We start from the raw sequence: 22322 nt of genomic DNA, 5'->3' as shown, positions 1-22322 counted from the left end.
CATGGTATTACGCCTGTTCAGCATATAACAACACATGGCCGACTGCATCCTCTACATCGCCGCCAGCGTGGACGGCTTCATCGCGACCGACGACGGTGGCATCTCGTGGCTCGAGGAGGTCTCGGACGCGGAGGCCGATGGGTCCGCAGCCGATACCACGACCACAGAAAATACCGAACCTACAGACGATGGGTACGACGCGTTCTTCGCCAGCGTCGACTGCCTCGTGATGGGATCCACGACGTACGAGCAGGTGCTCGGCTTCGGCAAATGGCCCTACGAAGACCGGCCGACGTACGTCCTCACGAGCCGCGAGTTACCACTGGCGACCGATGCCGTGAAACTGGTCGACGACGAGCCAGCCGCGCTCGTCGAACGGCTGAAACGGCAGCACGATCGCATCTGGCTCGTCGGCGGTGCAACCACCGCACAGTCGCTGTTACGCGCGAACTGCGTCGACGAACTCCGACTGACGCTGGTCCCGTTCCTGCTTGGCAGTGGCATCTCACTGTTCGGCGATTCCGAGGACGGGACGCACCGCACACTCGAGTTACTCGAGACGACACCGCGCGAAACCGGGGTGGTCGAACTCCGGTACCGGATCGAGGCGACCGGCGAGCGGTGAGTCATCGATTTTGGTGAAGTAGCACTCGAGTACGTGCCTATTCGCCCCAGCAGTTCGACGGCCGGCTAGTCACGGGTACAACATCGTCGACCACTCGAGCCAGGTGTCGACGGAGACGACTGCACCCGGATCGCACCGTCGGTACGGGAAGGAGACCGTTTGCGTCTCATTCGGATCGAGAACGAGGCTCGACTCGATGGCTGTGCCGCTGGCTGCGACCGTCGTCTCGTCGAGAAACGCCTTGTACCGCGGATACAGTTCCACGGACCGGTCGTGGTCGTTCTTTACGGATGCGACGCAGCCGTAGACGGCGTCGCCGTCGTGAGTTCCGATCTGTCCCCACTGTTCGTCGTCGATCGTCGCGTACGCCGCCGGGACGTGTCCGATGTCAGCGGTTGCACCGTCAGGAACGGTGAGCTCGTACGACTTGATGTCGTCGAGGTCACCTGCTGCTGTCACAACCGTGAACGCGTACGATTCGTCCGACTCGAGACCGTAGATGCGTTCCGATGCGGTCGAACCGTCGGAAAACGCTACGTGGACGCTGGGGACGTTTCCGCGTCGTCTGGGCGCTCCGTCAGCTCCGGATTCTTCGGAGTCTCCTTGCACAATCCGGCCACGAACGCCGTAGTGCCCGCGTTCGTGATCGGGGACGAACTCGTGGTCGGTCACGAAGGCCGCGTTCACACCGTCGACATTCGCCGGGAGTGATTCGCCGGCTCCGCAAAGCGGCGTCAGATCGTCCTCGAACTGTGTTTCGGTAACAATATCGACGTCGACATCAGTATCGCTGCGCCCGCCGATGCCTGGTGCTGACTGGTCGTCGTCCGCCGGGGTGTGTCCTGCACAGCCTGCGATTCCGGCGGTCGCGACCGATGAAAGCCCGGTGAGGTACCTGCGCCGTCGCATCGGTCGAACAATCGTGGTCGAGACGGAAAGCCTGTTGGCTAACTAAAATATGCCTTGTACCGTGCGCTCTCCCACGATCGGTTCCAGCGCTTGCTCGCCATCTGGATCTGGACCGAGTACCGATTCGACGGTAACCGCAACCTGTCCGTAGTTGTGCCGAGGATACTAGTTCCCGTCTCAGAAGTGGTCACTCAGGTAGACGCCAGTCTTCGGAAAGAGTTCCTCGAGTTCCGAGACGACCTCATCTGACGCCTCGAGTCGATTCGTCCGTGCAAGTTCGCGGGCACTGCGAGCGCCGACAACGAGCTGGGAGAGTGTGGCAATGTCGAGGCGAGCGTCGGCGGTAGAATCGTGCTCGTCATCTCCATCCAGAACACGCTCACACGCAGCGCTTCCGTCCCGAACCGCGAACTCGAACGTCCCATTGTTCCAGTCGGCGAGCGGGTCCGTCACCGACAGCAAGCGCGTCGTCTCCACACCCTGCGGGTAGGACAGCGCCGAGAGCGTCTCTGCAACATCGATCACCCGAACCATCGGCCCGTTCTTCACCGTCGTCTCAACCTCGCCCGGTGTGCGAACTGTCTCCCGGAACGGCGCTTCGGGGGGTAACTCGAGTACCACCTCCTCGACTTGCGAGGCGTGGCGGTGACAGAACGCGAGCAGCGCCAGGAACGCCTCGTGATCCTCGCCGACCAGTTCGGAGACGACCATTGTTCGTCCGCCGAGTTCGCTGTCGCCGTGGCTGTCAAAGCCGTAGACGAGGTAGCCAACCGTGTCACCGTCGCGCTCTGCGGCATAGACGTATGGGTCCACGTCGTGGCCTTCGAAAACCCGATGACGCCACCACCACTCGTCGCGCTCGATTGCGAGCGCGTATCGCTCAGTGTGGGCTTCGTAGACCGACTGGAGTCGCACAAACGCGTTGGACTCGAGTGGCTGGAACGAGTAGTCGGCGCTGCTCGCGTCGAGGGCTGCGCTCGCGAACGAGAGCAGGTCTGGGTCGAACGCGTGGCGGGCGAGCTGGTTGCTTGTGTCCCAGCCGTAGGTGTTGTAGAAGCTGTAGGAGAAGGGCCACAGGACGGAGAACCGGCAGCCGCGCTCGCGGTATTCTTCGAGCGAGTAGGCGAGGAGGTCGCGGACGTAGCCCTGTCGGCGGAACTCCGGCGGAGTTGCAACAGAGGCGAGGCCGGCGGTTGGATGGGTGTCCCCGCGGACGTGCGTTTCGAGCCAGTAGTGTCGGCAGATACTCCGCGGGTCTGGGTTTGTGTTGTCGCTGTCCCCGCCCTCGTCTTCGTTCTCGCCAGGGTCGTGTTCGTAGATCGCACGGCGGCCACCGCGACGATCCCGCGGTGTCTCGTGTTCGTCTGGATCGTACGGTTCGATGCCGGAGGCAGGTCTGAACGCGTACTGGCGGAACTCGTGAAAGGCTTCGCCGTCACGAAGCGGACGGTAGTGGACCATATGAAGAGAAGTCCAGCGACCGAGATGAACGTTCGTGGTTCGGTTCGTCAGTAAGTGATAGAAGATTAATACTTCTCCCACTCAGACAAGAACTATATGGACACTATCGAAGCCGTCTGTTTCGATCTGGATGGCACGCTCTGCTTTCGCGATGATGAGTTGTTCCACGAAGCCGTCTTCGACCGCGTCGATGTTGACCCGTTCTTCGGACCCCAGGCGGTGAACGCTGTCGACCCCGCTGCCCTTCCGTCTGCCGAGTCGATCACGGAGTTCTGGGAGCACATCTACCACGCGGTCGCGACCGCTGCTGGCGGTGATCCTGCACACGCGCCGCAGCTCGCAGAAGCGACGGTAACAGTACTCGAAACCGAGCCACCAGTACGCTTCAGAAGCGGTGCTCAGGAGGCACTTCGGGTCGCTCGCGAACGAGGTCCGATCGGGCTGATTACACAGGGAAGCGTGGAGATGCAGACGGCGAAGCTTGAGGTTCTGGAACTTGCCGACACATTCGATGTAACCGTCTTTTGCGGCTCAGCGACGACTATCCCGGGAAAGCCAGATCCCGAGCCGTTCGAGCGGGCGCTCGAGGTGCTCAGAACGCGTCCAACCGAGACCGTCTACACTACATCGGGAACGATCTCAAAAAAGACGTTGGCGGTGCGCGTGCGGCCTCCTGGCAATCGGTCTGGGTTCCCGAACCGGCAGTTGAGCCTCCCGCCGAGCCACAGCCCAAACCGACAGCACAGCTTGCATCGATGGGCGATCTCCCAGCTGTGTTTGAGTCGCTTCGGTGCACGACAACGTGTCGTTTGTCGTGGACTGTTCTCAGGAAAATCGACTTGGTCGGCTTAGACGTGCTCCTCGACGAACGTCTCGATCCGGTCGAGTGCCTCGCGGAGGTCGTTCAGCCCGGTTGCGTAGGACACCCGAAGATGGCCCTCGCCACCAGCACCGAAGACATCCCCGGGGACGACCGCAACGCCTTCCTCGCGGAGCACGCCCTCTGCGAACTCCTCTGCGGTCCAGCCGTCGGGGACCTCGGGGAAACAGTAGAACGCGCCCTTGGCCTCGAAGACATCGAGCCCGATCTCACGGAATCGTGAGAGGACGAACTGCCGGCGGCGGTCGTACTGGGCGACCATCTCGCGCACCTCTTCATCACACGAATCGAGCGCTTCGATTGCCGCGTGCTGGGCCGTTGTCGGCGCTGAGAGCATTGTGTACTGGTGGATCTTGTTCATCGCGTTGATCGCCTTCGCAGGGCCAAGCGCGTAGCCGAGTCGGAGTCCGGTCATGGCATGGGCCTTCGAGAAGCCGTTGAAGACGATGGTTCGCTCGCGCATCCCCTCGAGTGTCGCGATCGATGTGTGAGACCCATTATAGGTTAGTTCGGCATAAATCTCGTCCGAAAGCACCGTCAGGTCGTGCTCGCGAGCGAACTCGGCAACGGGCTCGAGTTCGGCCTTGCTCATCACTGCGCCGGTCGGGTTGTTGGGGTAACAGAGGACGAGCAGGTCGGCCTCGTCCGCGCCGGCCGCCTCGAGTGCCTCGACGGTGAGTGTGAACTCGTCCGCCTTGCTGGTCGGAACGGAGAGAACCTCGCCGCCGGCGAAGATCACGCCCGGTTCGTAGGAGATGTACGACGGCTGGGCGATCGCGACGGTGTCGCCGGGATCGACGAGCGCGCGAAAGGCCAGGTCGACGGCCTCGCTCGCGCCTGCGGTAACGATGATCTCGTCCGCTGGATCGTAGTCCAGGCCGAAGCCGTCTGCGACGTAGTCGGCGATCCGCTCGCGAAGTTCGCGCTTGCCCCGGTTCGCCGTGTAGGAGGTCTTCCCGGCCTCGAGAGAGGCGATGGCGGCGTCGCGGGCGGCCCACGGCGTCGCGAAGTCGGGCTCGCCAACGCCAAGCGAGATGACGTCGTCGCGCTCCTCGGCAATTTCGAAGAAGCGTCTGATACCGGATGGTGGCACCGTCTGCACGCGGTCTGAAAGGTCGAATGGCATCGCTCAAATCACACTCACTATGGGGTATACGAGAGGCGGTCGTCCTCCTCCCCGTCACCGAACTCGATGCCATTCTCCTTGTAGGAAGTCATCACGTAGTGGGTGACCGTCTGCGTGATCTCCGGGACTGGTGCGACCTTCTCGCTGATGAACTGCGAGACCTCGCGGATCGAGTCGCCCTCGACCTCCATATCGAAGTCGTAGTCGCCGCTGACCAGTCGGAGGGCGGTGACCTCCGGGAACCGGGCGAGACGCTCTGCGATGTCATCGTAGCCGGTTTCACGATCGAGTCGGACGTTCAACTCGACCTCGGCGCGGACTCGCTCTTCCTCGAGTTCGTCCCAGTCGATGACGGCCTGATAGCCCCGCACCACGCCCGCCGCCTCAAGATTGTCTATCGCGGCGGCGACCTCGTCTTCCTCAAGGTCGGTCATTCGCGCGATATCGGCCGTCGAATAGCGCGCGTTCTCACGAAGCAACTCGAGCACCTCGCGTTCGCTCATACCACTGCGAAGCGCGACCGTGTGTAAAAACGTTGTTCTTTGTTGTTTTTCGTGATAGAGCGCAACGTGGGAGAGACGGGCGTTAGCGGTAATTTTTGAACAGCAGCGCACGCACGTCGTCTTTTGTCTGGACGTCTTCCGTCGAACCGTCGGGGAGGGTGACGGTGTAGCGGTAGTCCGCTGAGGAGGATTCCTCCCACTTGTCGTCGTGGGTTTCGAGGAGGCTCATCATCTCGTCCAGCATGTCGTCATCGTCGGCCTCACCGCTGGTGGTGTCACTGTCACTGTTGTTGTCGTCGTCACCGTCGCTGTCGTCGCCACTTTTGTCGTCAGCGTCCCCGTCTGCTTCCGTCTCGGTTCCGACGTTACTCGAGTCACCCGCTGATTTATCGAGGCTCGACTCGCTCGCTGCCTTCTTGTCCGTCGCCCCGTCCACATCGCCGGCTTCGTCGTACGTGATTTCCTTGAGTGCATGCGGATCTGCTTCGCCCTCGATTGCCGCGCCGACGGAGGCCGCCACGTCGTCGGTCGCGGAGAACTCAGCCTCGAGATCGATCGCGTTCGCGACCTCCTCATCGATGTTGTCGAGCAGGAACTGGAGGGCGTCCTGTTCGCGGACAAAGCCGTAGCGGCCGACGACGTCCTTCGAAATTTCTTCCCGCAGGCGCTGGATGAACTCGTACTGTTCGTCGGTGACCTCGAGCGTCTTCATACCACATCGATACGCCGGTGGGTACAAATATGTAGGCCGTCGTGTGACACTCGCTCGCCGAACTGTCGCGACGTTCGAACCGTCCGTCAATCCTCCCTGCATCGTGGTATTCTGACCCAGAAAACAGGTGATGGGAGCGAGAGCTATATGATGACACTCCACAAAACGGTTCGTATGGCCAAAGAATCCGAAACCGAGCTTGCGGCAGGCGACGCGGCACCGGCGTTCGAACTCCAGGGCACCGACGGCGAAACCTACTCACTTGCGTCGTTCGCTGACAACGAGGCGCTGCTGTTGGTCTTTACGTGCAACCACTGCCCGTACGCGAAGGCGAAGTTCGATCTGCTGAACGACCTCGCAGCCGAGTACGACGACGTTGCTGTCATCGGGATCAATCCAAACGACGCCGAGCAGTATCCGGACGATTCGTTCGAGCGGATGCAGGAACTTGTCGACGACGGGACGATCCAGTACGACGCCTATCTTCGGGACGAGTCACAGGATGTCGCCGAGGCCTACGACGCGGTCTGTACACCGGACCCGTTCCTGTTCCGGCGCAACGATGAGACAGGCGAGTTCACTCTCGCCTATCAGGGCCGCCTCGACGACGCGCTCAATCCCGACGAAGATCCGAGCCGGTTCCACATCCGGGAGGCCATCGAGTCAGTGCTCGCAGGTGAGGAGGTTGCACTCGAGTGGGAGCCGTCGCGTGGCTGTTCGATCAAGTGGGTGGAGACGTAGGGGTATTGGAGAGGTGGTGTGATGGCTGTTCGGTCTGTTCGGTCTGTCCAGGCGTGGTGTGGTGATTGTGCCGTGTGTTTGGCTTCGTGAGAAGTATTCGGTTCCAATATGCGGAAGACTGGCGGCTAACAGGATAGAGGACTGTCTACGCGGTGTGATTCGGGAAGAAGGTACAGGGTGGGTGTGCTGTGGTTGCAGGTATGCAGACAGGAAGACGATAGCGGGTACGAGATGCGCGGTTGGATGGTAGTGTTGGGTGGGTGCAGGTGTGATTTGGTGTGGATGGACACTGGGTGCCTACTGGAACCGTGCTCTCGTCGCTATCGAATCCGGACTGTGTGTTCGCGTATGTCCCAGGAACACACAGGGTCGGCTGTGGTGGAAGGGGCGTTGAATTGGCCCACTTATTCGCTTTCGACCTGAATTGGTGCCTGCATCTGGTCGTGTGGGTAACAACGGTAGTAGGCCATCTCTTCGGAGGCAACGACACCCTCGAGTGTCTGCTCGTCGTCGTTAACCTGGTCAGTCGCGTAGTCGTCGACAACCTCTTCGTCCTCGTCCCAGATCTCGATGTTGTGGGTACCGTTGTCCGCGTTGTACCAGGTGAAGTCGTACTCCTGACCCTCAAAGAGGACGATCGTCGGGTTCTGCTCGCCGGCGATCATGTCGGGAGCGACGCCTTCCCAGCCGCCGACCGCGCCGTCGAGTTCGATCGTGTCGACGTCTTCCCACTCCGATGGGTCGATCTCGTCGTCGTCATCGTCGCCGTTTCCGCCACCGTTCTCATCCTCATCGTCGCTCAAACAACCGGCAGCGAGAGCGACGACGGATGTCGCGCCTGCAGCCTGCAGGACGGTTCGTCGAGTGTGGGTCTGGTCGGTCATCGTTGTCGTCACTTTCCGCTTGGCACTTGCAAGGGTTGAAAACAGGTAGTTGTTCCCAACAGGTGGGAGTGTGACGAACATATTCGCGCGAATAAGTTCGCATTCCCTTATCTCTCTGTTTTCCGAACCAGTCGCTCACCGAACTCCTCGTCGGTACTGAATCGGCCACTTTGCTGGGGCCTCCTCACCCGCGAGTTCGTCCGCAGCGCGCAGTCCGAAGTACGGATCGCGCAGGAACTCGCGACCGACTAGCACGAGATCCGCGCGGCCGTTTCTCACGATGGCATCGGCCTGCTTGGGTTCGGTGATGCCGCCGACGGCCCCCACAGCGATATCGCCACCCTCGTCCACGCGCTCGGCCAGCGGGACCTGGAAGTTCGGGCCGCCAGTGGCGTCCTGGTCGGGGTGGAGCCCGCCGGAACTAACGTCGATCAGGTCTGCACCGAGTTCGGCGAGATCGGCTGCAAGCCGTGCGGATTGTTCGACATCCCACGATTCCGGCCCGTCGTCCAGCCAGTCAGTGCCCGAAATGCGAACGAAGACTGGCTTGTCGTCGGGCCAGACCTCACGAACGGCTGCCGTCACTTCGCGGACGAATCGCGTCCGATTCTCGAAGCTCCCGCCGTAGTCGTCCTCGCGCTGGTTCGTCACGGGCGAGAGGAACTCGTGAAGCAGGTAGCCGTGAGCGGCGTGAACCTCTGCAATCTCGAACCCGGCCGAAAGCGATCGTTCGGCGGCCTCGCGGTAGGCATCGACAACGTCCTGGATGTCCTCTCCCGTCGCCTTCCGCATTTCTGGACGTTCCTCGCCGAACGGCGGGTACGCCTCGGGCGATGGTGAGAGAACCTCCCAACCGCCCTCTTTGGGCGTGATCGGGTCGTTCCCCTCCCAGGGCTTTCGCTTGCTTGCTTTGTGGCCCGCATGCGCGAGCTGAATCGCCGGCACCGAACCCTGGTCGCGGATGAACTCGGTGGTCGGCTCGAGTGCACTCGCTTGCTCGTCGTCCCAGATGCCGAGGTCGTGGCGTGTGATCCGCCCGCGCGGTTCGACGGCGGTGGCCTCGGTCATGACGATGCCGGCACCGCCGACAGCGCGGCTGCCGAGGTGGACGCGGTGCCACTCGGTTGGCAGGCCGTCGGTGTCACAGGAGTACTGGCACATCGGCGAGACGGCGATCCGGTTTGGAATCTCGAGGTCCCGAAGCGTGAGCGGCGAGAACAGGTCGGTGTCTCCCATCGAGCGGACTAGTGACGGCGGAGCAAAAACGCCCGTGGACGGCGACGTGCTTGCCGACTTGCGAGTACGTCGGCATGGCGCATGGTGGGGTGAAATGCCGACAACACGCGGGCCGGATCGATGGAACCGCACTTACCGTCGCTCGCCGTCACACCACGTATGACCACAGCACACCAGAACTCATTCCTCGACAGGTTCGACCGCGAGCGGCCGCTCATCGGTATGGTTCACCTCCCTGCACTCCCCGGCGCGCCCGAGTTTGACGGTGACCGCGACACTCTGCACGAGCGAGCACGTACGGATGCAACTCGACTCGAGTCCGGTGACATCGACGCGATCATGCTCGAGAACTTCGGCGACGCGCCCTTCTACCCCGAGACTGTTCCATCCCACGTCGTCGCCGACATGACCGCCATCGCCAGCACCGTCGCAGACGCTGTCGACGTGCCGCTCGGGATCAACGTCCTCAGAAACGACGCCGACGCCGCCCTTTCGATCGCAGCCGCCGTCGACGCCGACTTCATTCGCACCAACGTCCACGTCGGCACGGCCGCAACTGATCAGGGGGTACTCGAGGGCCGGGCCCACGAGACGGTCCGCCGCCGAGAGCGGATCGCACCCGACGTGGCGATTCTTGCGGACGTGCACGTCAAACACGCCACACCGGTCGGCGAGACAGCCATCGAGCGAGCGGCACTCGAGACGGTCGAGCGCGGGAAGGCGGACGGCGTGATCGTTTCCGGGAGTGGAACCGGGAACGAGGCTGCACTCGAGGACGTCGAACGCGTTGTCTCTGGGCTCTCTGCTCACGGCGTCCAGGCCCCGGTCTTCGTCGGTAGTGGCGTCACCGCAGACACGGTCGGCGACTGCTTCGCTGCCGGTGCTGACGGCGCTATCGTCGGGACGGCACTCAAGGAGGATGGTGTGACGACGAACCCGGTCGACTCGAGTCGAGTGGAGTCCGTTGTGACGGCAGCGCAGCGCGTACTCGAGTGATACCTGAGTACTGCGCGACCTGAGCAACTGCGACGAGTAATCACGTGTCGCTGCTGGTTGGAGCGGGTGACAGTCGGTTGAAGAGCGAAAAGAGCGTGATAAACAATCCGCCGATAAGCATGATGTAGGAGAGAGCTCCGGGGTCGAACCCAGCCAACCGTGCTTCGATAATCAGGACGCTGCCAACCAGCGAGAGATGTATTCCGACGAGACTGAGATGAGTGTTGGTCATAGGATATATTACATCCTCGTAGTATTAATTAGCAATCATATGCCGTCCTGAAACACCACGACCTGCCTCGTATTCGTGACTTACATTGGGTGTCGACCATTCGCTGGACGGAGTCAGCCACCGAGAATGAGCGGGCCGATCAGCACGCCCATCAGGTGGACTCGTCGTGCTCGCAGGCGGACCGGCACCATACCAATTGCGGCGGCGACGCCGAAGACGACGATGCCGAGTGGACCAGTGAACAGGTACGAGAGGACGAGCAACAGGCCCAGCACGGCGGTTGAAATCTTCCAGTACGCCATACGCCCGACGAGTTCGAGGTAGCGCTCGCCGACGACGATTACGAGGACGAAGCCACAGACACCCGCGAGGAGCACGGCACCGAGCAGGATCGGGAGTTCGAGCGGCGCGTTCACGTTCTCGAAGGCGACCATCACGCCGGTTCTGGGTTGGCCGATCGCGACGAGCGCGAACAGCGCGAAAATCGTATTCGCCGTATCGACGCCGCTCGTCGCGACGATGTAGCCGCGGTCGCCGGCATTTCCCGGGACCAGCACGAGCACCGCAACGGCTGCAATCGCGGCCGAAATGCCAGGAATATAGCCGACGACCGCGCCCGCAAGTGCACCGGCGAGTGCCGTTGCACCCACGAGCCAGCGCGGGAGTTCGATCGTCCCATCGCGCTGTGGCGGGATTCCCGACCCGAAAATCGCGTCGATCAACACGGGTGCGCCGAACAGGCCAGCGAACAGCGGCGCGAGCATCCCGCCGGCCTCGAGCGGTGCATCCGGCGAGAGGTCGAGCGTCAGCACACCGAGCGCGGCCGCCAGCGAGAAGGAAAGCAGCCCGCCGAGGCGGGCACGCCAGGTGTACTCGGAGGCGACGAGCGCGACGACGACCATCGCCAGCACGAGCGGTAGATTCGACCGAAGCGTCGGGTATACCGCCGTCACGGCGCTAGTCACGGGGATTGCAAGCGGAACCGCGACGAGCACGGCGAGGATACTGCCCAGCGCCGAGAGCCGGATCGCCTCGTAGCCCCGACCATCGAGCACCAGCCGGTGGCCCGGCAGCGCTGTCACTGCCATCTCGGCGTCAGGAACGCCGAGTGCCATCGCCGGCACAGCGTTGAGAAAGGTGTGGACGACGCCCGCCGCAAGCATCGCACAGCCGACGAACAGCGGCGGACCCGGAACCGACGCCGCGATGCCGGCGAGCAAGAGCGCGAAGTTGTTCGCGTGGAGGCCAGGTACAAGCCCGCTCAGACTCCCTAGCGACGCACCAGCTAGCGTCCAGGCCAGCAGCTGGAGGGTCAGTGCTGGATCGGTGACGAGCTCGACCGGGGCGACAGCCATCGCTCCATCTGGTTTCGGCTTCGAATTTAAACTCGCGCCCGTGAGGTGGACTCGCTCTCGTCCACCCTGGTGATGAGGTCCAACAACGCACCTGCGCCGACCGGTACGCGTTCCGATTCGGTTACGATCCGAACGCGTCCTCAAGTACCCCTGGGAGCGAACCGGGGTCGCGTAACTCGCCAACTTTCTCGACGACGGCGTCCGCAGCAGTGGGCTCTTCGACATCGGTCTCACCGGCACCGGTGACGTACACTGTCCGGAAGCCGGCGTCGCGGGCTCCGACGATGTCCTCCTCGTAGCTGTCGCCGACGTAGACGTAGTCGTCCGCCGGGAGGCGCGCTTTCGCGGTCGCGAACAGTTCCCGGTCGGGCTTCCGGACCCCCTGCTCGTTCGAAACGAGCACCTCGTCAACCCGGTCGTCGAGTCCGTGGCACTCGAGTTTCGCGCGCTGCTGGTCGCCGTCGCCGTTGGTGATGATGCCAGTCGGGTTCGTGGCGGCGACGGACTCGAGTACTTCCGTCGCGCCGGTCGTGGTAACTGTCGCGTCGACTTCGCGCTCGCAGTGGTCGGCGGCGAGTGTGGCCGGCGTCACGTCGGCCTCGAGATCGTGTTTCGTCACGATGGTTACAAACGCACGGCGGTACGGGTCGGGCTCGCAGCGATCGAGTGCGTCTAACAGGTGCTCGACGTAGGCGTCATATGCCGTGGCAGTCGGTATGTCGTAGGGGGAGACAGTCTGCCGAAACAGCGACTCGAACGATTTGTCGTACGTACAGAGTGTTCCGTCGAGGTCGAAGTACACGGCGGTTGTCACGAATGAGTTGGCACGGAGAACGAAGAAGTAACTATCGGTGGTGAGCGTCGAAGAAAACAAAAGTGACTGTGTCGTCGTGGTCGCAGTCGCGTGTGTGCGAGTTGCGAAGCGACTTAGCCGAAGAGTTCGCCGAGGCCTTCGCCGTCTGCCTCGTCGTCCTCGTCATCGTCGTCGTCCGTCGTGTCCGGGACGTCGCTGGTCTCTTCCTCGTCGGCACCGTCGTCAGCAGCCTCGTCAGCTGCGGCAGCGCCGCCTGCGGCGGCACCGGCGGCTGGGACGGCTGCGGCCTCGGAGACGGCGTCGTCGATGTCGACGTCCTCGAGTGCGGCGACGAGCGCCTTGACACGGGACTCTTCGACGTCGACGCCAGCGGCGTCGAGCACGTCGGTGAGGTTGTCTTCGTTGATCTCTTCGTCCGATTCGTTCAGGATGAGTGCAGCGTAAACGTATTCCATTGTTGTATCCTCCAGTAGTGTTAGTTAGCCGAACATTGCGCCGAGTCCTTCTGCGCCGTCACCGTCGTCTTCGTCATCGTCGTCGGTGTCGTCGTCAGCGTCGGACTCTGCGTCCTCGTCGGCTTCCGATTCGTCTTCGCCCTCGTCGGCGGCCGCTTCAACAGCGGGCGCTTCGACACCCTGCAGTTCCTCGGGCAGGGCTTCCTCGTCGTCGATCTGGGCCGCAAGCGCACGCAGCTGTGCGTCGGCCTTGGAGACGAGGTCGGGCATGAGTTCTTCGTCCTCGATGGCGGCCTGCAGGCCGAGGCTCTTGGCCTCGCCCGTTGCCTTGGCGATGAGCGTCGGTGCCGTCGTCGCGGTCGGGAACGGTGCGTTGAGCGAGAGGTTCCGAGCGCGAGCGGCGGCCGTCTGCACGTCGCTCTCGTAGGCCCCGATGTCGATATCGAGGTCCTCTGGGTCGAAGAGCACGCCCTCGGCGACGACTGCGCGAAGGTCGAGCCCGACTTCCTTGGGCTCGATGCCGAGTTCGTTGAGCACGTTCGCCAGGTCCGCAGAGACTTCCTCGCCAGCCGAAAGGACCGTCGAGTCCTCCATGACCTGGATCGAACCGTCCTCGATGCGTGCGTTCGCGCCGATACTCTGGAGTTCGCCGACGAACGGCCCCGGGTCGACACCGGTGTCACCCTCTGGGATGACGATGTCGTTCGGGGCGACCTCGCCCTCGTTGATCGGGGCGGGCGTCTTCGAGGCCTCGAGTTCCTTGTAGAGTGCGAACGGGTTGTCGTTCGTGCCGATCAGGCCGACCTGGCCTTCGATCTCGTCGACGAGATCGCCGAGGCCAGCGGCTTCGAGCGCACGAACCTGCAGAGTGTTGCGGCTGACACGCAGTTCGGCGGTGCCGTGCAGGTCACGCCGCATGTCCTGCAGCTGCTTCGAGGGAATGCCGGCGATGCCGACGATGCCGACGCTCTCGTAGCTCTCGATGAGTGCTTCGAGGTCATCGACTTCCTCTTGCTTCCACTGTGGAAGGTTCTCGGTCTTGCGGTCTGCCTGTGCGCTCATCTTAGGCCACCTCCACGGACGGGCCCATCGTCGTCTTTACGAAGACGGCGTCGATGTTCTGGGGGCCCTTCTCGAGGTCAGCGTGCAGGCGTCGCAGGATGACGTCGATGTTGTCGGCGACGTCTTCTGCATCCATTGCTTCGGAGCCAACGAGCGTGTGGAACGTTCGTCGGTCGCCGGAGCGAAGCTGCACGGTATTCTTGAGTCTGTTGACGGTCTCGACGACGTCGTCGTCGGGCGAGAGCGGGTCCGGCATTTTCCCGCGGGGACCGAGAATGGTACCCAGGTGCCGGGCGATATCTTGCATCATCGCCTCTTCGGCGATGAAGAAGTCCGTCTCGTCCGCCATATCTTTGGCGTCGTCGTCGTCCAGATCTGCGACATCGTCAACCGAAAGGACCTCATCCGCCGCCTCTTCGGCGCGGACTCCAGTCTCTCCTTCGGCAATGACGACGATGCGCGTCTCCTGTCCGGTGCCGGACGGGAGGACGACGGACTCGTCAACACGATTCGACGGTTCGTTCAGGTCAAGGTCGCGCAAGTTAATCGCAAGGTCGACCGTCTCGGTGAAGTTCCGATCGGGTGCGTCCTCGAGTGCGCGAGCCACTGCGGTTTCGATATCCGAATCTGCCATCGTTCACCTCCGTAGTACGCAGGAGTGCTCCTACGGGTCAGTGAAACAGGCTACGCCTGTCTCTGTTAAGAGAAGTGCCATGCCGAACTTAAACCCGTCGAACTAACTGCAGGACGCGTCTCGAAGCGCGATGACGGGTGACACAGTCTCGCGATAACATTAATGCACAGCCTTCCGTTCGAACTCCGTGACCAATCAGAAACACTATGTGTCCGCCCTCGCGTCTATTGTCCTATGCGGCCAGCAGAATTATATACTGGAAACGGCGACACCGGGTACGAGGTACTCGAGAGCCTCGCCGCAAGCGGGGCGTTCGAAGCCTACCATGCACTCGAACCGCTCGGTCGCGTCGGCATGCAGTTCGCGGCGACGTTGCTGCTCGGCTTCGTTATCCTTGGATTGCTCCAGGGGCACGGCTCTCGAACGGTGACGACCGTGCGGCGGAGTCCGATCATCTCGGTCTGTATCGGATTCCCAGGGCTCTTAATCGCTAGCGGGCTAACGGGCACGGGCTACGTACTGATCGGGCGCGGTGTCGGGACGTTCTTCGGTCTCCCGCTCGTCATACTCGGTACAACGGTTCTTTTCCCACTCGTCACACTCGGATTCGTCGCTATCGGACGCACGCTCGCAGCGCGACTGGGTCGTGACGGACTTGGTTCGGGGGTTCTGGCAGGGAGTTTCCTTTGTGGACTCGTTGGATTTTCGCTTCCGCTTACTGTATTCGTTGCTTCCCTCGCTGCGTCGCTCGGTATTGGGGCGTTCGTCCGCGTGTTGTTACATGCCGGCACCACGACAGCGCCGGACGAGCGCACAGTTCCGCCTGCGAACAAGATTTGACTCTGTATTCCTGGCCCGTTCTGACAACACCTGCTCCGGCGAAAGCTGTTTTTACCCGCCCGTTGAGAGGTCGATACCGTGTCTCGCTCTGCCAGTTCCCTCTCGCCAATCCACTGGCTGGCGATCGCTCTCGCAGCCGTCAGCGCGCTCGTCCACCTCGTGCTCGGCGTTTCGTTTCTCCCCCACTGGATGGGCGTCGCGTTTCTCGGCGCGACCGCCGGCTTTCTCCTCGGTATCGCACTCGTCGTCCGAAACTATCGGCGACGGCTCGTCTACCTCCTCGGTATTCCCTTCACCGCTGGCCAGATCATCCTCTGGTACGCCGTCAACGAACCAACCACACTCGCTGACCTCTCAGCAGCCGAAACCGTCGACAAAGTCGCACAGGTCCTGTTGATCGCACTCCTTCTCGTCCTCCTCACTCGCCGTGACTGACGACCATCGGCCGGGGTACTCGAGTCCCCTCCACCCACACACCCAGTGGCGTCGCGCGACGCTTGGTCTCGGGGCGCTGAGTGGCCTGCTCGTTCTCGTGTTCGTGGTGCTGTGGTCGGGGGACGTTCCAGCAGCGTTTCTCGCGGGGGTGCTTCTGGTCTTTTCGCTCACGTCAACGATAATCTATTATGTTGTTTCAGCGCACGCTGGGCCGTCAGAACCGTTGTTTACATCCGCGACGTGGGTGACCGTGGCACGCGGTGCAGCAGTGGCTGGGATCGGGGGGTTCGCGGGACTCGCAGTCGCGGCTATGGGCGGACTCGAGACCACCTCTTGGACGACCGTTACCGGCACTGACGCTGGCCTCAGGTGGGCACCCGCCTTGCTGTTCGCCATCGCAGCTCTACTCGACGCTGTCGACGGCTGGCTCGCCAGGCGAACCGACAGCGTCACCGACCTCGGTGCGCGCCTCGATGTCGAGATCGACGGCCTCGTTGTCCTCGTCGGCGCAGCCGTGGGCGTGCTCGCCGGCATGCTCCCGCGTCTCTTTCTCGCGGTCGCGAGCGCGCGATACGTCTTCGTCGCCGGTCTCTGGTGGCGCAACCGACGCGGCCACTTTACTGCCGAATTACCTCCGAGCCATACCCGGCGTGCGCTGGGTGCCCTGGCGATGCTCGCGATTTTCGTCGCACTCGTTCCCGCCGTCGACCCAGCAATCTCTCGCGCGTTCGCGACGGTCGTTGCAGTGCCGTTCCTCGCGAACTTCGGTCGGGACTGGCTCGTTGCCACTGGTCATCTGCAGGGAGACGAGTAGCGACGTACTCGACCTCGAGTTCGGTCCGTGTCTGGGACTGTGTCCGCGTCCGTATCCGGTTTCGTCGACCCGCCTCGGCAGGTAGGCACCCCCTTCCGTACAAACGCCCAAGTGGGGTCCCGTAGAACGCCCGCACAATGTGACTGCCCGTACTCTCTCTTTCACTCGCCCGCGAACCGTGGCGGTTCGATCGCGGCCAATCCCAGACCCGGGGCCGACAGACGTATGCGTTCGAACGCGCGTCTCGGCCGTCAGCGCCGGCACCGAGGGCCTGATCTACCGCGGCGAGGCACCCGCTTCCCTCCCCGCCGACAGTGAACTCGAGACATTCGAGGGTGACCTCTCTTTCCCACTTTCGTACGGCTACGCGGCAGTCGGCGAGGTGGACGCGGTCGGAAGCGATGTCGACGACGACTGGCTCGGACGGCAGGTCTTTGCGTACAACGCCCACGAGAGCCACTTCCTTGCGAATCCGGATGACCTTCTCCAGGTTCCGGACGAGGTCTCCCCACGTGAGGCTGCTCTCTTCGCCAATCTCGAGACGGCAGTCACGCTCCTGCTCGATGGTGAGCCATTGCTCGGCGAACGCGTTGCCGTCTTCGGGCAGGGTGTCGTCGGACTGTTGACGACCGCACTGCTTGCCCAAACGCCGACTGAGGCGCTAGTAACGTTCGATCCTGACGGTGATCGTCGGCGACACTCCACGGCCGTTGGTGCGGATCGCGCGCTCGATCCGACGGCGTGTGCGGTCGAGGAGGCGTTCGCGGACGGTGCTGCCAACGGCTTCGGGGCTCGTGGCTCGCGGGCGGACCTCACCTACGAACTCTCCGGCAACCCCGACGCGCTTGACGACGCGCTCGCCGTAACGGGATTCGATGGCCGACTCCTCGTCGGTTCCTGGTACGGGACCAAACCAACCACAGTGGATCTCGGCGGCCGGTTTCATCGCGACCGCATCGACATCCGAAGCACCCAGGTGAGTACCATCGACCCCCGCCTCTCCGGGCGGTGGTCGCGCGAGCGCCGCCACGAACTCACCTGGTCCTGGCTCTGCCGACTTGACCTCGAGCAGCTGTTTACACACGAGTTCCCGCTTGAAGACGCGGCCACGGCGTACGAGTTACTCGAGGAGCGTGCCGACGGGGTCGTACAGGTGCTGTTTACCTACGAGTGATAGCGGGTACGTCCGCGTTCTCGCCTCAACCTCACCTCAATCTGTCGCCGATTCAGTGTCGACTGCCACATCACAACTCGCCCAGTCGCGTGCAATTTGGGCGAGGAAATTTATTACCGTTCGTGATAGGGCATACTATGTACGCCGTCTCGGTTTCCCGGCCGGTGATCGCCCAGCACGCTCTGACGGTCCCAGACCCCGGCCCCGAGGGTGAACTACACTCTCACCACTTCACCGTTGAGGCGACGCTTCGAGGCTCCGAACTCGACGCACACGAGTACCTCGTCGACATCGACGACCTCGCCGCCGCGATGGACCGCACCGCCGCGTTCTACAGCGACCAGACGCTCAACGACCTCCCCACATTCGAGGACACAAACCCAAGCGCCGAGCGATTCGCCCGCGTCTTCGGCGACCGGCTACTCGAGTCCCTCTCACACCCGGAGACGGTGACCGAACTCAGAATCGAAGTTCAAGAAGACGACATCGCGCGCGTTGCACACGAGCGGGCGCTCTGAACAATGCATATTGGCCTCGTCGTTCCCGACGACCTCAATCAGCGTTCGGGCGGCTATCGGTACGATCGCAAGCTCGTCTCCTATCTTGAGTCTTGTGGCGACGACGTTACTGTCTGCTCGCTCTCCGATGGGGAGCCCGCTCTGAACCAGCCGTTCGATGTCCTTCTCCAGGACGAACTTTGCTCCCCAACGCTGGTCGACCGCAACACTGCACTCGACAAACCGGCGGCCATCGTCGCGTTGATTCATCTTCTCGAAGGCCCTGTCTCGAAGGTCCTCACGGACTACGATCGCGACCACCACCGACGCTATCTCGAGTCTGTCGACGCGGCGATCTGTACAAGCGAGTTTACTCGAGAGCTGGTGTGTGATATCGTCACAGAAGCGATTCAGACGCACGTCGCACCGCCGGCTGGCCGGCAACCGTCACTGCCACCGACGCTCGAGGACGCTACAACGCAGGCGAGAACAGGCCCGCTCCGGCTCGTCTTCGTCGGAAACGTCGTCCCACGCAAGAACGTCGAGACACTACTCGACGCCCTCGCGCAGGTTGATCAGACGATCGACTGGACGCTGACCATCGTTGGCGATACCAGGGCAGCACCCGACTACACCTGCCGGATCCACGAGCGAATCACCACCACGGGGATCGCCGACCGTCTCTCGTTCTACGGTCCAGTCACCGATGACGTACTCGAGTCCGTCCTCGCGCGATCGCACGTGCTCGCGATGCCGTCTCATTACGAGAGCTTCGGAATGGTCTACCTCGAAGCGATGGAGGCTGGTGTCGTCCCAATTGCAAGCGCCGTCGGTGGGGCAAGCGAGCTCGTCGTCGACGACACCAACGGCTTCGTCGTCGATCCGACTGACACCGAGCGAATCACGTCCATCGTCACCGACCTTGCACGCGACCGTGAACGGCTGGTCTCACTCGTACTGAATGGGCTTCAGACGGCCGACGCGCATCCCTCGTGGGAGACAACGTTTGCGAAACTACGGACGTTTCTCACTGAGGTTTCGGACGGAGTCGAGTCGCCCCCATCTACGGGCAGTGAGCAGCCGTGAACGGTCTGTCTATGCAAGCCTATCTAGAGGCGAAGCACACTGTCGACGACCGCGCGCTGAATCGGCGCGTGCTCGACGAGTTCGAGGCAGCGCTCACAGCACGTGACGGCCCGGTCAGCGTCGTCGAACTCGGGGCCGGCGTCGGAACGATGCTCGTCCGACTCGCGGCGTGGGACTGCTTTCCCGCACGCGTCAGCTACCGACTCGTCGACCACGACGAAGAGAATATCGCCCGTGCACGCGATCTGGTTCCCGACCAACTCGAGGACGCAGGATACAGCGTCCACTGGCGTGACGATCACGACGCCGAGTCGCCTACGCTCGTCGCAACGCGCGAATTCACTGGGGACGATGGTCGCGCGCAAAACGAGCGTCCAAGACTACTCGAGTACACGGGCCCTGCTACTACCACTACTACTACTACCACCATCACCGTCACCTTCACCATCTCGGACGCGTTCGAAATCGAGGAACAGGCCGACGCCGTCATCGCAGCCGCCTTTCTAGATCTCGTCGACCTGCCGACTGCACTCGAGTCTCTCGAGTCAGTACTCGACCCGGACGGGGTGCTCTACGCACCGATCACCTTCGACGGCGGAACCGGGTTCGTCCCAACAGACCCGCTCGATCGAGACATAGAGCGCTGCTACCACCATCACATGGACGAGATTCGAGACGGCGGCAGCAGCCGCGCGGGTCGGGAACTGCTGGCGATACTGCGACAACGGGACTGGGAGACGCTTGCAGCCGGCGGGTCGGACTGGGTCGTTCGTCCGGCATGCGCGGATAACACTGGTGATGACGAGACCGTCAACCCTGGCGATACCCACGACTCCGCATCCGAACGACTCGTCCTCGAATACGTTCTCCACACTATCGACGACGCTCTCACAGAAATCCCCGCCGCAACGACCCCGTTTTCAACCGTCGAACAGCAACAGTGGCTCGATCGGCGACAGGCGGCACTCGAGTCCGGAACGCTGGAGTTCGTCGCGCATAATCTGGACGTGCTCGCTCGTCGTGAATCGGTCGTGAATGGCCAGTCGTAGATCGGTCGTGAATGGCCAGTCGTAGTGAGTTGGTAGGCGGCACACCCGCTGGCGGCGCTGGGAGAGCGGTGAAAGTGTGACGGATCGGTTGATCCGACAGAACTGGTGGACCGTTCGTGACGGTCAGTTGGTCGTACGCCGACGTTTGCGGCTGCGGTTGCGATTGCGATTGTGATCGAAACCGTGTGTGCAGTCGCAGAAAACGCCGATGAACGTAGTGAACGGAGTCGACGGCTTCGCTTACGCGAGTGTGTCGTCGTACTCGCCGTCGTCGACCTTCTGCTTGAACTCGCGGGCATCGTCGCCTTCGATGGTGACGCCCATCGAGGCGCAGGTGCCGACGACTTCCTTTGCGGCGTTCTTCGTATCGTAGGCGAGCAGGTCGGGGTGTTTCTGCTCTGCGATCGTCTTGACCTGTTCGACCGAGAGGTCAGCGACGAAGTCCTCCTGCGGCTCGCCGCTGCCGGTCTCGAAGCCAGCCTCGTCCTTGACGAGTGCCGCCGTCGGTGGGACACCGACGTCGATTTCGAACGAGCCATCGTCATCGTAGTCGACGGTGACGGGCACTTCCGTGCCGTCGAAGGCTTCTGTCTGATCGTTGATCTGCTGTACGACCGCCTGCACGTCGACGGGGGTCGGTCCGAGCTCGGGACCGAGCGGTGGGCCAGGGTTGGCCTGGCCACCCGGAACGAGCACTTCGATGGTTCCAGCCATACCCGTCACAACCCGTGCGCGAGTTTTAAGGGTTGCTTTTTCGCGCAGTGGCGTCTGTGACGCACTGACGCACTGTGTCGCGTTCAACCAGTTCGGTTCGACTCACCGTCCTGCACTCGAGAGTCATTCCTGGACGCTCTCCGCACGCCACTGCGCAAAGGATTCGAGTACGTCGGCTTCGTCGAACCGTTCGATACAGGGCACGTCGTAGGGATGCTCCTGCTGGACGCGGTCAACGAGGTCATCGTAGGCATCGTCGGTCGTTTTCGCGAACAGGACGGCCTCGTCGTCGTGGTGTATCTTACCCTCCCAGCGGTACGTCGAAGTGGTCGAGAGTCGGTTGACGCAGGCGGCAAGTTGCTCGTCGATGAGGGTTTCGGCGAGCGCGTCGGCTGCGTCTGGTGGGGCGGTGATGTAGACGGTTGGCATCGGTGTGTGGTGGTAGCGGACCGAGCCGCAAAGAGAATATGGGGTCTCGAGGGTATCTGGTGGACACGACGTTAATTGATACTGTTGGACAGAACTATTCGAAGATCGGTCGCGCTACTGTGCCGTCATCTTCGGGGACGGCCCCGAATTCGCGACCGACTTCTCACTGACTGCTGTCCGACAGTATGAAACAGTCGTGCCTCAGGCGGGCCTCACGAAGGTCAGAGGAGAAACACGCGCGTGGCGGTCGACGTTAGTGGTCCGTCGCGACTGGGTTGAACGTCCCGTTGATGTCCCACTCATGGAGACAGTGCGGGCTACCGACCTGTTTTGTGCCGTCTGTACGTGCAATCTGCCAGGCTCCGAGGTCGTTGTCCCAGTGCTCCGCACGCCCGCACGATTCGCATACTCGCGCGGTTGGTTTTCGTAACTGTGCGCTCATTGCTCACAGATGAGAACTGGACGCATATAACAGTACGCGTGTCCGGCAAGCTCTGCCATCGACGTTCGTCCGAAATCGGCTGATATTCTGTGATTGTTTCATTTTTCGTGACGGTAAGGCCTGCCATCCTTCGAGCGACACGGTGGGTTCCGATCGCGACACCGTAAGGCCGCTCTCTCCGTCGACTACGCTGGTCGCGAGCGACGGGTGGCATACA

The 22322-nt window shown here is 62.3% G+C and carries 27 protein-coding genes; 11 read left to right on the top strand and 16 right to left on the bottom strand.

Annotated elements, in window-relative coordinates:
- Positions 1 to 34 precede the first annotated feature (34 nt).
- Entirely contained in the window at positions 35 to 625 is a 591-nt protein-coding gene (locus tag C482_RS10560; RefSeq protein WP_006167599.1) for a dihydrofolate reductase family protein, read from the top strand.
- A 69-nt stretch (positions 626 to 694) separates the two neighbouring features.
- Here C482_RS10560 and C482_RS10555 read toward each other — a convergent pair whose 3' ends face one another.
- Together C482_RS10555 and C482_RS10550 are read right to left on the bottom strand one after the other, a co-directional pair.
- Positions 695 to 1534 carry a hypothetical protein gene (locus C482_RS10555; protein ID WP_006167597.1) on the bottom strand — a complete coding sequence of 280 codons (840 nt, stop codon included), beginning with the start codon at positions 1532 to 1534 and terminating at the stop codon, positions 695 to 697.
- A 177-nt stretch (positions 1535 to 1711) separates the two neighbouring features.
- Entirely contained in the window at positions 1712 to 2995 is a 1284-nt protein-coding gene (locus C482_RS10550; protein ID WP_006167596.1) for a GNAT family N-acetyltransferase, read from the bottom strand.
- A gap of 96 nt (positions 2996 to 3091) precedes the next feature.
- On the opposite strand from C482_RS10550, the gene C482_RS10545 reads away from it, so the two are divergent.
- Positions 3092 to 3847, top strand: coding sequence for an HAD family hydrolase (locus tag C482_RS10545; protein ID WP_006167595.1), 756 nt, complete (start codon positions 3092 to 3094; stop codon positions 3845 to 3847).
- On the opposite strand, the gene C482_RS10540 is transcribed toward C482_RS10545, so the two are convergent.
- The 3 genes from C482_RS10540 to C482_RS10530 all read right to left on the bottom strand — a co-directional run bounded on the left by C482_RS10540 (position 3844) and on the right by C482_RS10530 (position 6216).
- Positions 3844 to 5001, bottom strand: coding sequence for a pyridoxal phosphate-dependent aminotransferase (locus C482_RS10540; protein ID WP_006167592.1), 1158 nt, complete (start codon positions 4999 to 5001; stop codon positions 3844 to 3846). The two genes, C482_RS10545 and C482_RS10540, sit on opposite strands and share 4 nt — an antisense overlap.
- A 17-nt stretch (positions 5002 to 5018) precedes the next feature.
- Positions 5019 to 5504: an Lrp/AsnC family transcriptional regulator gene (locus C482_RS10535; protein WP_006167590.1), complete on the bottom strand. Its 486-nt coding sequence runs from the start codon at positions 5502 to 5504 to the stop codon at positions 5019 to 5021.
- An 82-nt stretch (positions 5505 to 5586) separates the two neighbouring features.
- Positions 5587 to 6216 (bottom strand): hypothetical protein, encoded by a 630-nt coding sequence (locus C482_RS10530; protein WP_006167588.1) that lies wholly within the window; start codon positions 6214 to 6216, stop codon positions 5587 to 5589.
- 174 nt (positions 6217 to 6390) lie between these two features.
- Here C482_RS10530 and C482_RS10525 point away from each other — a divergent pair, with 174 nt between their 5' ends.
- The gene (locus tag C482_RS10525) at positions 6391 to 6957 is read left to right on the top strand and encodes a thioredoxin family protein (RefSeq protein ID WP_006167587.1); all 567 of its coding nucleotides are present in this window, start codon (positions 6391 to 6393) and stop codon (positions 6955 to 6957) included.
- 404 nt (positions 6958 to 7361) lie between these two features.
- On the opposite strand, the gene C482_RS10520 is transcribed toward C482_RS10525, so the two are convergent.
- Both C482_RS10520 and C482_RS10515 read right to left on the bottom strand, forming a co-directional pair.
- Positions 7362 to 7841 (bottom strand): twin-arginine translocation signal domain-containing protein, encoded by a 480-nt coding sequence (locus C482_RS10520; protein WP_049896634.1) that lies wholly within the window; start codon positions 7839 to 7841, stop codon positions 7362 to 7364.
- Between the two features lie 135 nt (positions 7842 to 7976).
- Complete coding sequence (locus tag C482_RS10515) at positions 7977 to 9077, bottom strand: NADH:flavin oxidoreductase/NADH oxidase (protein ID WP_006167585.1); 1101 nt, start codon at positions 9075 to 9077, stop codon at positions 7977 to 7979.
- 159 nt (positions 9078 to 9236) lie between these two features.
- On the opposite strand from C482_RS10515, the gene C482_RS10510 reads away from it, so the two are divergent.
- Positions 9237 to 10073, top strand: coding sequence for a BtpA/SgcQ family protein (locus C482_RS10510; protein ID WP_049896632.1), 837 nt, complete (start codon positions 9237 to 9239; stop codon positions 10071 to 10073).
- 40 nt (positions 10074 to 10113) lie between these two features.
- Here C482_RS10510 and C482_RS10505 read toward each other — a convergent pair whose 3' ends face one another.
- From C482_RS10505 to C482_RS10480, 6 genes are all read right to left on the bottom strand, one after another.
- A complete protein-coding gene (locus C482_RS10505) occupies positions 10114 to 10305 on the bottom strand; it encodes a hypothetical protein (protein WP_006167583.1) in 192 nt (63 codons plus the stop codon).
- A gap of 113 nt (positions 10306 to 10418) precedes the next feature.
- On the bottom strand, positions 10419 to 11660 hold the full coding sequence (locus tag C482_RS10500; protein ID WP_006167582.1) for a tripartite tricarboxylate transporter permease: 1242 nt from the start codon (positions 11658 to 11660) through the stop codon (positions 10419 to 10421).
- Between the two features lie 121 nt (positions 11661 to 11781).
- A complete protein-coding gene (locus tag C482_RS10495; RefSeq protein ID WP_049896631.1) occupies positions 11782 to 12474 on the bottom strand; it encodes an HAD family hydrolase in 693 nt (230 codons plus the stop codon).
- Positions 12475 to 12587: 113 nt separating this feature from the next.
- The gene (gene rpl12p / locus C482_RS10490) at positions 12588 to 12929 is read right to left on the bottom strand and encodes a 50S ribosomal protein P1 (RefSeq protein WP_006167580.1); all 342 of its coding nucleotides are present in this window, start codon (positions 12927 to 12929) and stop codon (positions 12588 to 12590) included.
- Between the two features lie 24 nt (positions 12930 to 12953).
- Complete coding sequence (locus C482_RS10485) at positions 12954 to 13991, bottom strand: 50S ribosomal protein L10 (RefSeq protein WP_006167579.1); 1038 nt, start codon at positions 13989 to 13991, stop codon at positions 12954 to 12956.
- A 1-nt stretch (position 13992) separates the two neighbouring features.
- Complete coding sequence (locus C482_RS10480) at positions 13993 to 14625, bottom strand: 50S ribosomal protein L1 (RefSeq protein WP_006167578.1); 633 nt, start codon at positions 14623 to 14625, stop codon at positions 13993 to 13995.
- Positions 14626 to 14859: 234 nt separating this feature from the next.
- Between C482_RS10480 and C482_RS10475 the strand changes: the two genes are divergently transcribed.
- The 7 genes from C482_RS10475 to C482_RS10445 all read left to right on the top strand — a co-directional run bounded on the left by C482_RS10475 (position 14860) and on the right by C482_RS10445 (position 20520).
- Positions 14860 to 15465, top strand: coding sequence for a hypothetical protein (locus tag C482_RS10475; RefSeq protein ID WP_006167577.1), 606 nt, complete (start codon positions 14860 to 14862; stop codon positions 15463 to 15465).
- A gap of 78 nt (positions 15466 to 15543) precedes the next feature.
- Positions 15544 to 15900 (top strand): DUF7475 family protein, encoded by a 357-nt coding sequence (locus tag C482_RS10470; protein ID WP_006167576.1) that lies wholly within the window; start codon positions 15544 to 15546, stop codon positions 15898 to 15900.
- Positions 15901 to 16150: 250 nt separating this feature from the next.
- A complete protein-coding gene (locus tag C482_RS10465) occupies positions 16151 to 16714 on the top strand; it encodes a CDP-alcohol phosphatidyltransferase family protein (protein WP_338043515.1) in 564 nt (187 codons plus the stop codon).
- A 139-nt stretch (positions 16715 to 16853) separates the two neighbouring features.
- Positions 16854 to 17888: a zinc-dependent alcohol dehydrogenase gene (locus C482_RS10460; protein WP_049896630.1), complete on the top strand. Its 1035-nt coding sequence runs from the start codon at positions 16854 to 16856 to the stop codon at positions 17886 to 17888.
- 137 nt (positions 17889 to 18025) lie between these two features.
- On the top strand, positions 18026 to 18406 hold the full coding sequence (locus tag C482_RS10455) for a 6-pyruvoyl trahydropterin synthase family protein (RefSeq protein ID WP_006167573.1): 381 nt from the start codon (positions 18026 to 18028) through the stop codon (positions 18404 to 18406).
- A 3-nt stretch (positions 18407 to 18409) separates the two neighbouring features.
- Positions 18410 to 19471, top strand: coding sequence for a glycosyltransferase family 4 protein (locus tag C482_RS10450; RefSeq protein ID WP_006167572.1), 1062 nt, complete (start codon positions 18410 to 18412; stop codon positions 19469 to 19471).
- An 11-nt stretch (positions 19472 to 19482) separates the two neighbouring features.
- Entirely contained in the window at positions 19483 to 20520 is a 1038-nt protein-coding gene (locus C482_RS10445) for a hypothetical protein (protein WP_006167571.1), read from the top strand.
- A gap of 240 nt (positions 20521 to 20760) precedes the next feature.
- On the opposite strand, the gene C482_RS10440 is transcribed toward C482_RS10445, so the two are convergent.
- The 3 genes from C482_RS10440 to C482_RS22360 all read right to left on the bottom strand — a co-directional run bounded on the left by C482_RS10440 (position 20761) and on the right by C482_RS22360 (position 22105).
- The gene (locus C482_RS10440) at positions 20761 to 21234 is read right to left on the bottom strand and encodes a 50S ribosomal protein L11 (RefSeq protein WP_006167570.1); all 474 of its coding nucleotides are present in this window, start codon (positions 21232 to 21234) and stop codon (positions 20761 to 20763) included.
- A gap of 123 nt (positions 21235 to 21357) precedes the next feature.
- Positions 21358 to 21663 (bottom strand): divalent-cation tolerance protein CutA, encoded by a 306-nt coding sequence (gene cutA, locus C482_RS10435; protein WP_006167569.1) that lies wholly within the window; start codon positions 21661 to 21663, stop codon positions 21358 to 21360.
- Positions 21664 to 21916: 253 nt separating this feature from the next.
- Positions 21917 to 22105 carry an HEWD family protein gene (locus C482_RS22360; RefSeq protein WP_049896629.1) on the bottom strand — a complete coding sequence of 63 codons (189 nt, stop codon included), beginning with the start codon at positions 22103 to 22105 and terminating at the stop codon, positions 21917 to 21919.
- Between the last annotated feature and the right edge of the window lie 217 nt (positions 22106 to 22322).

The organism is Natrialba chahannaoensis JCM 10990 (genome assembly GCF_000337135.1).
Classification (GTDB): domain Archaea; phylum Halobacteriota; class Halobacteria; order Halobacteriales; family Natrialbaceae; genus Natrialba; species Natrialba chahannaoensis.
This window is presented reverse-complemented; position numbering and strand designations above follow the sequence as displayed.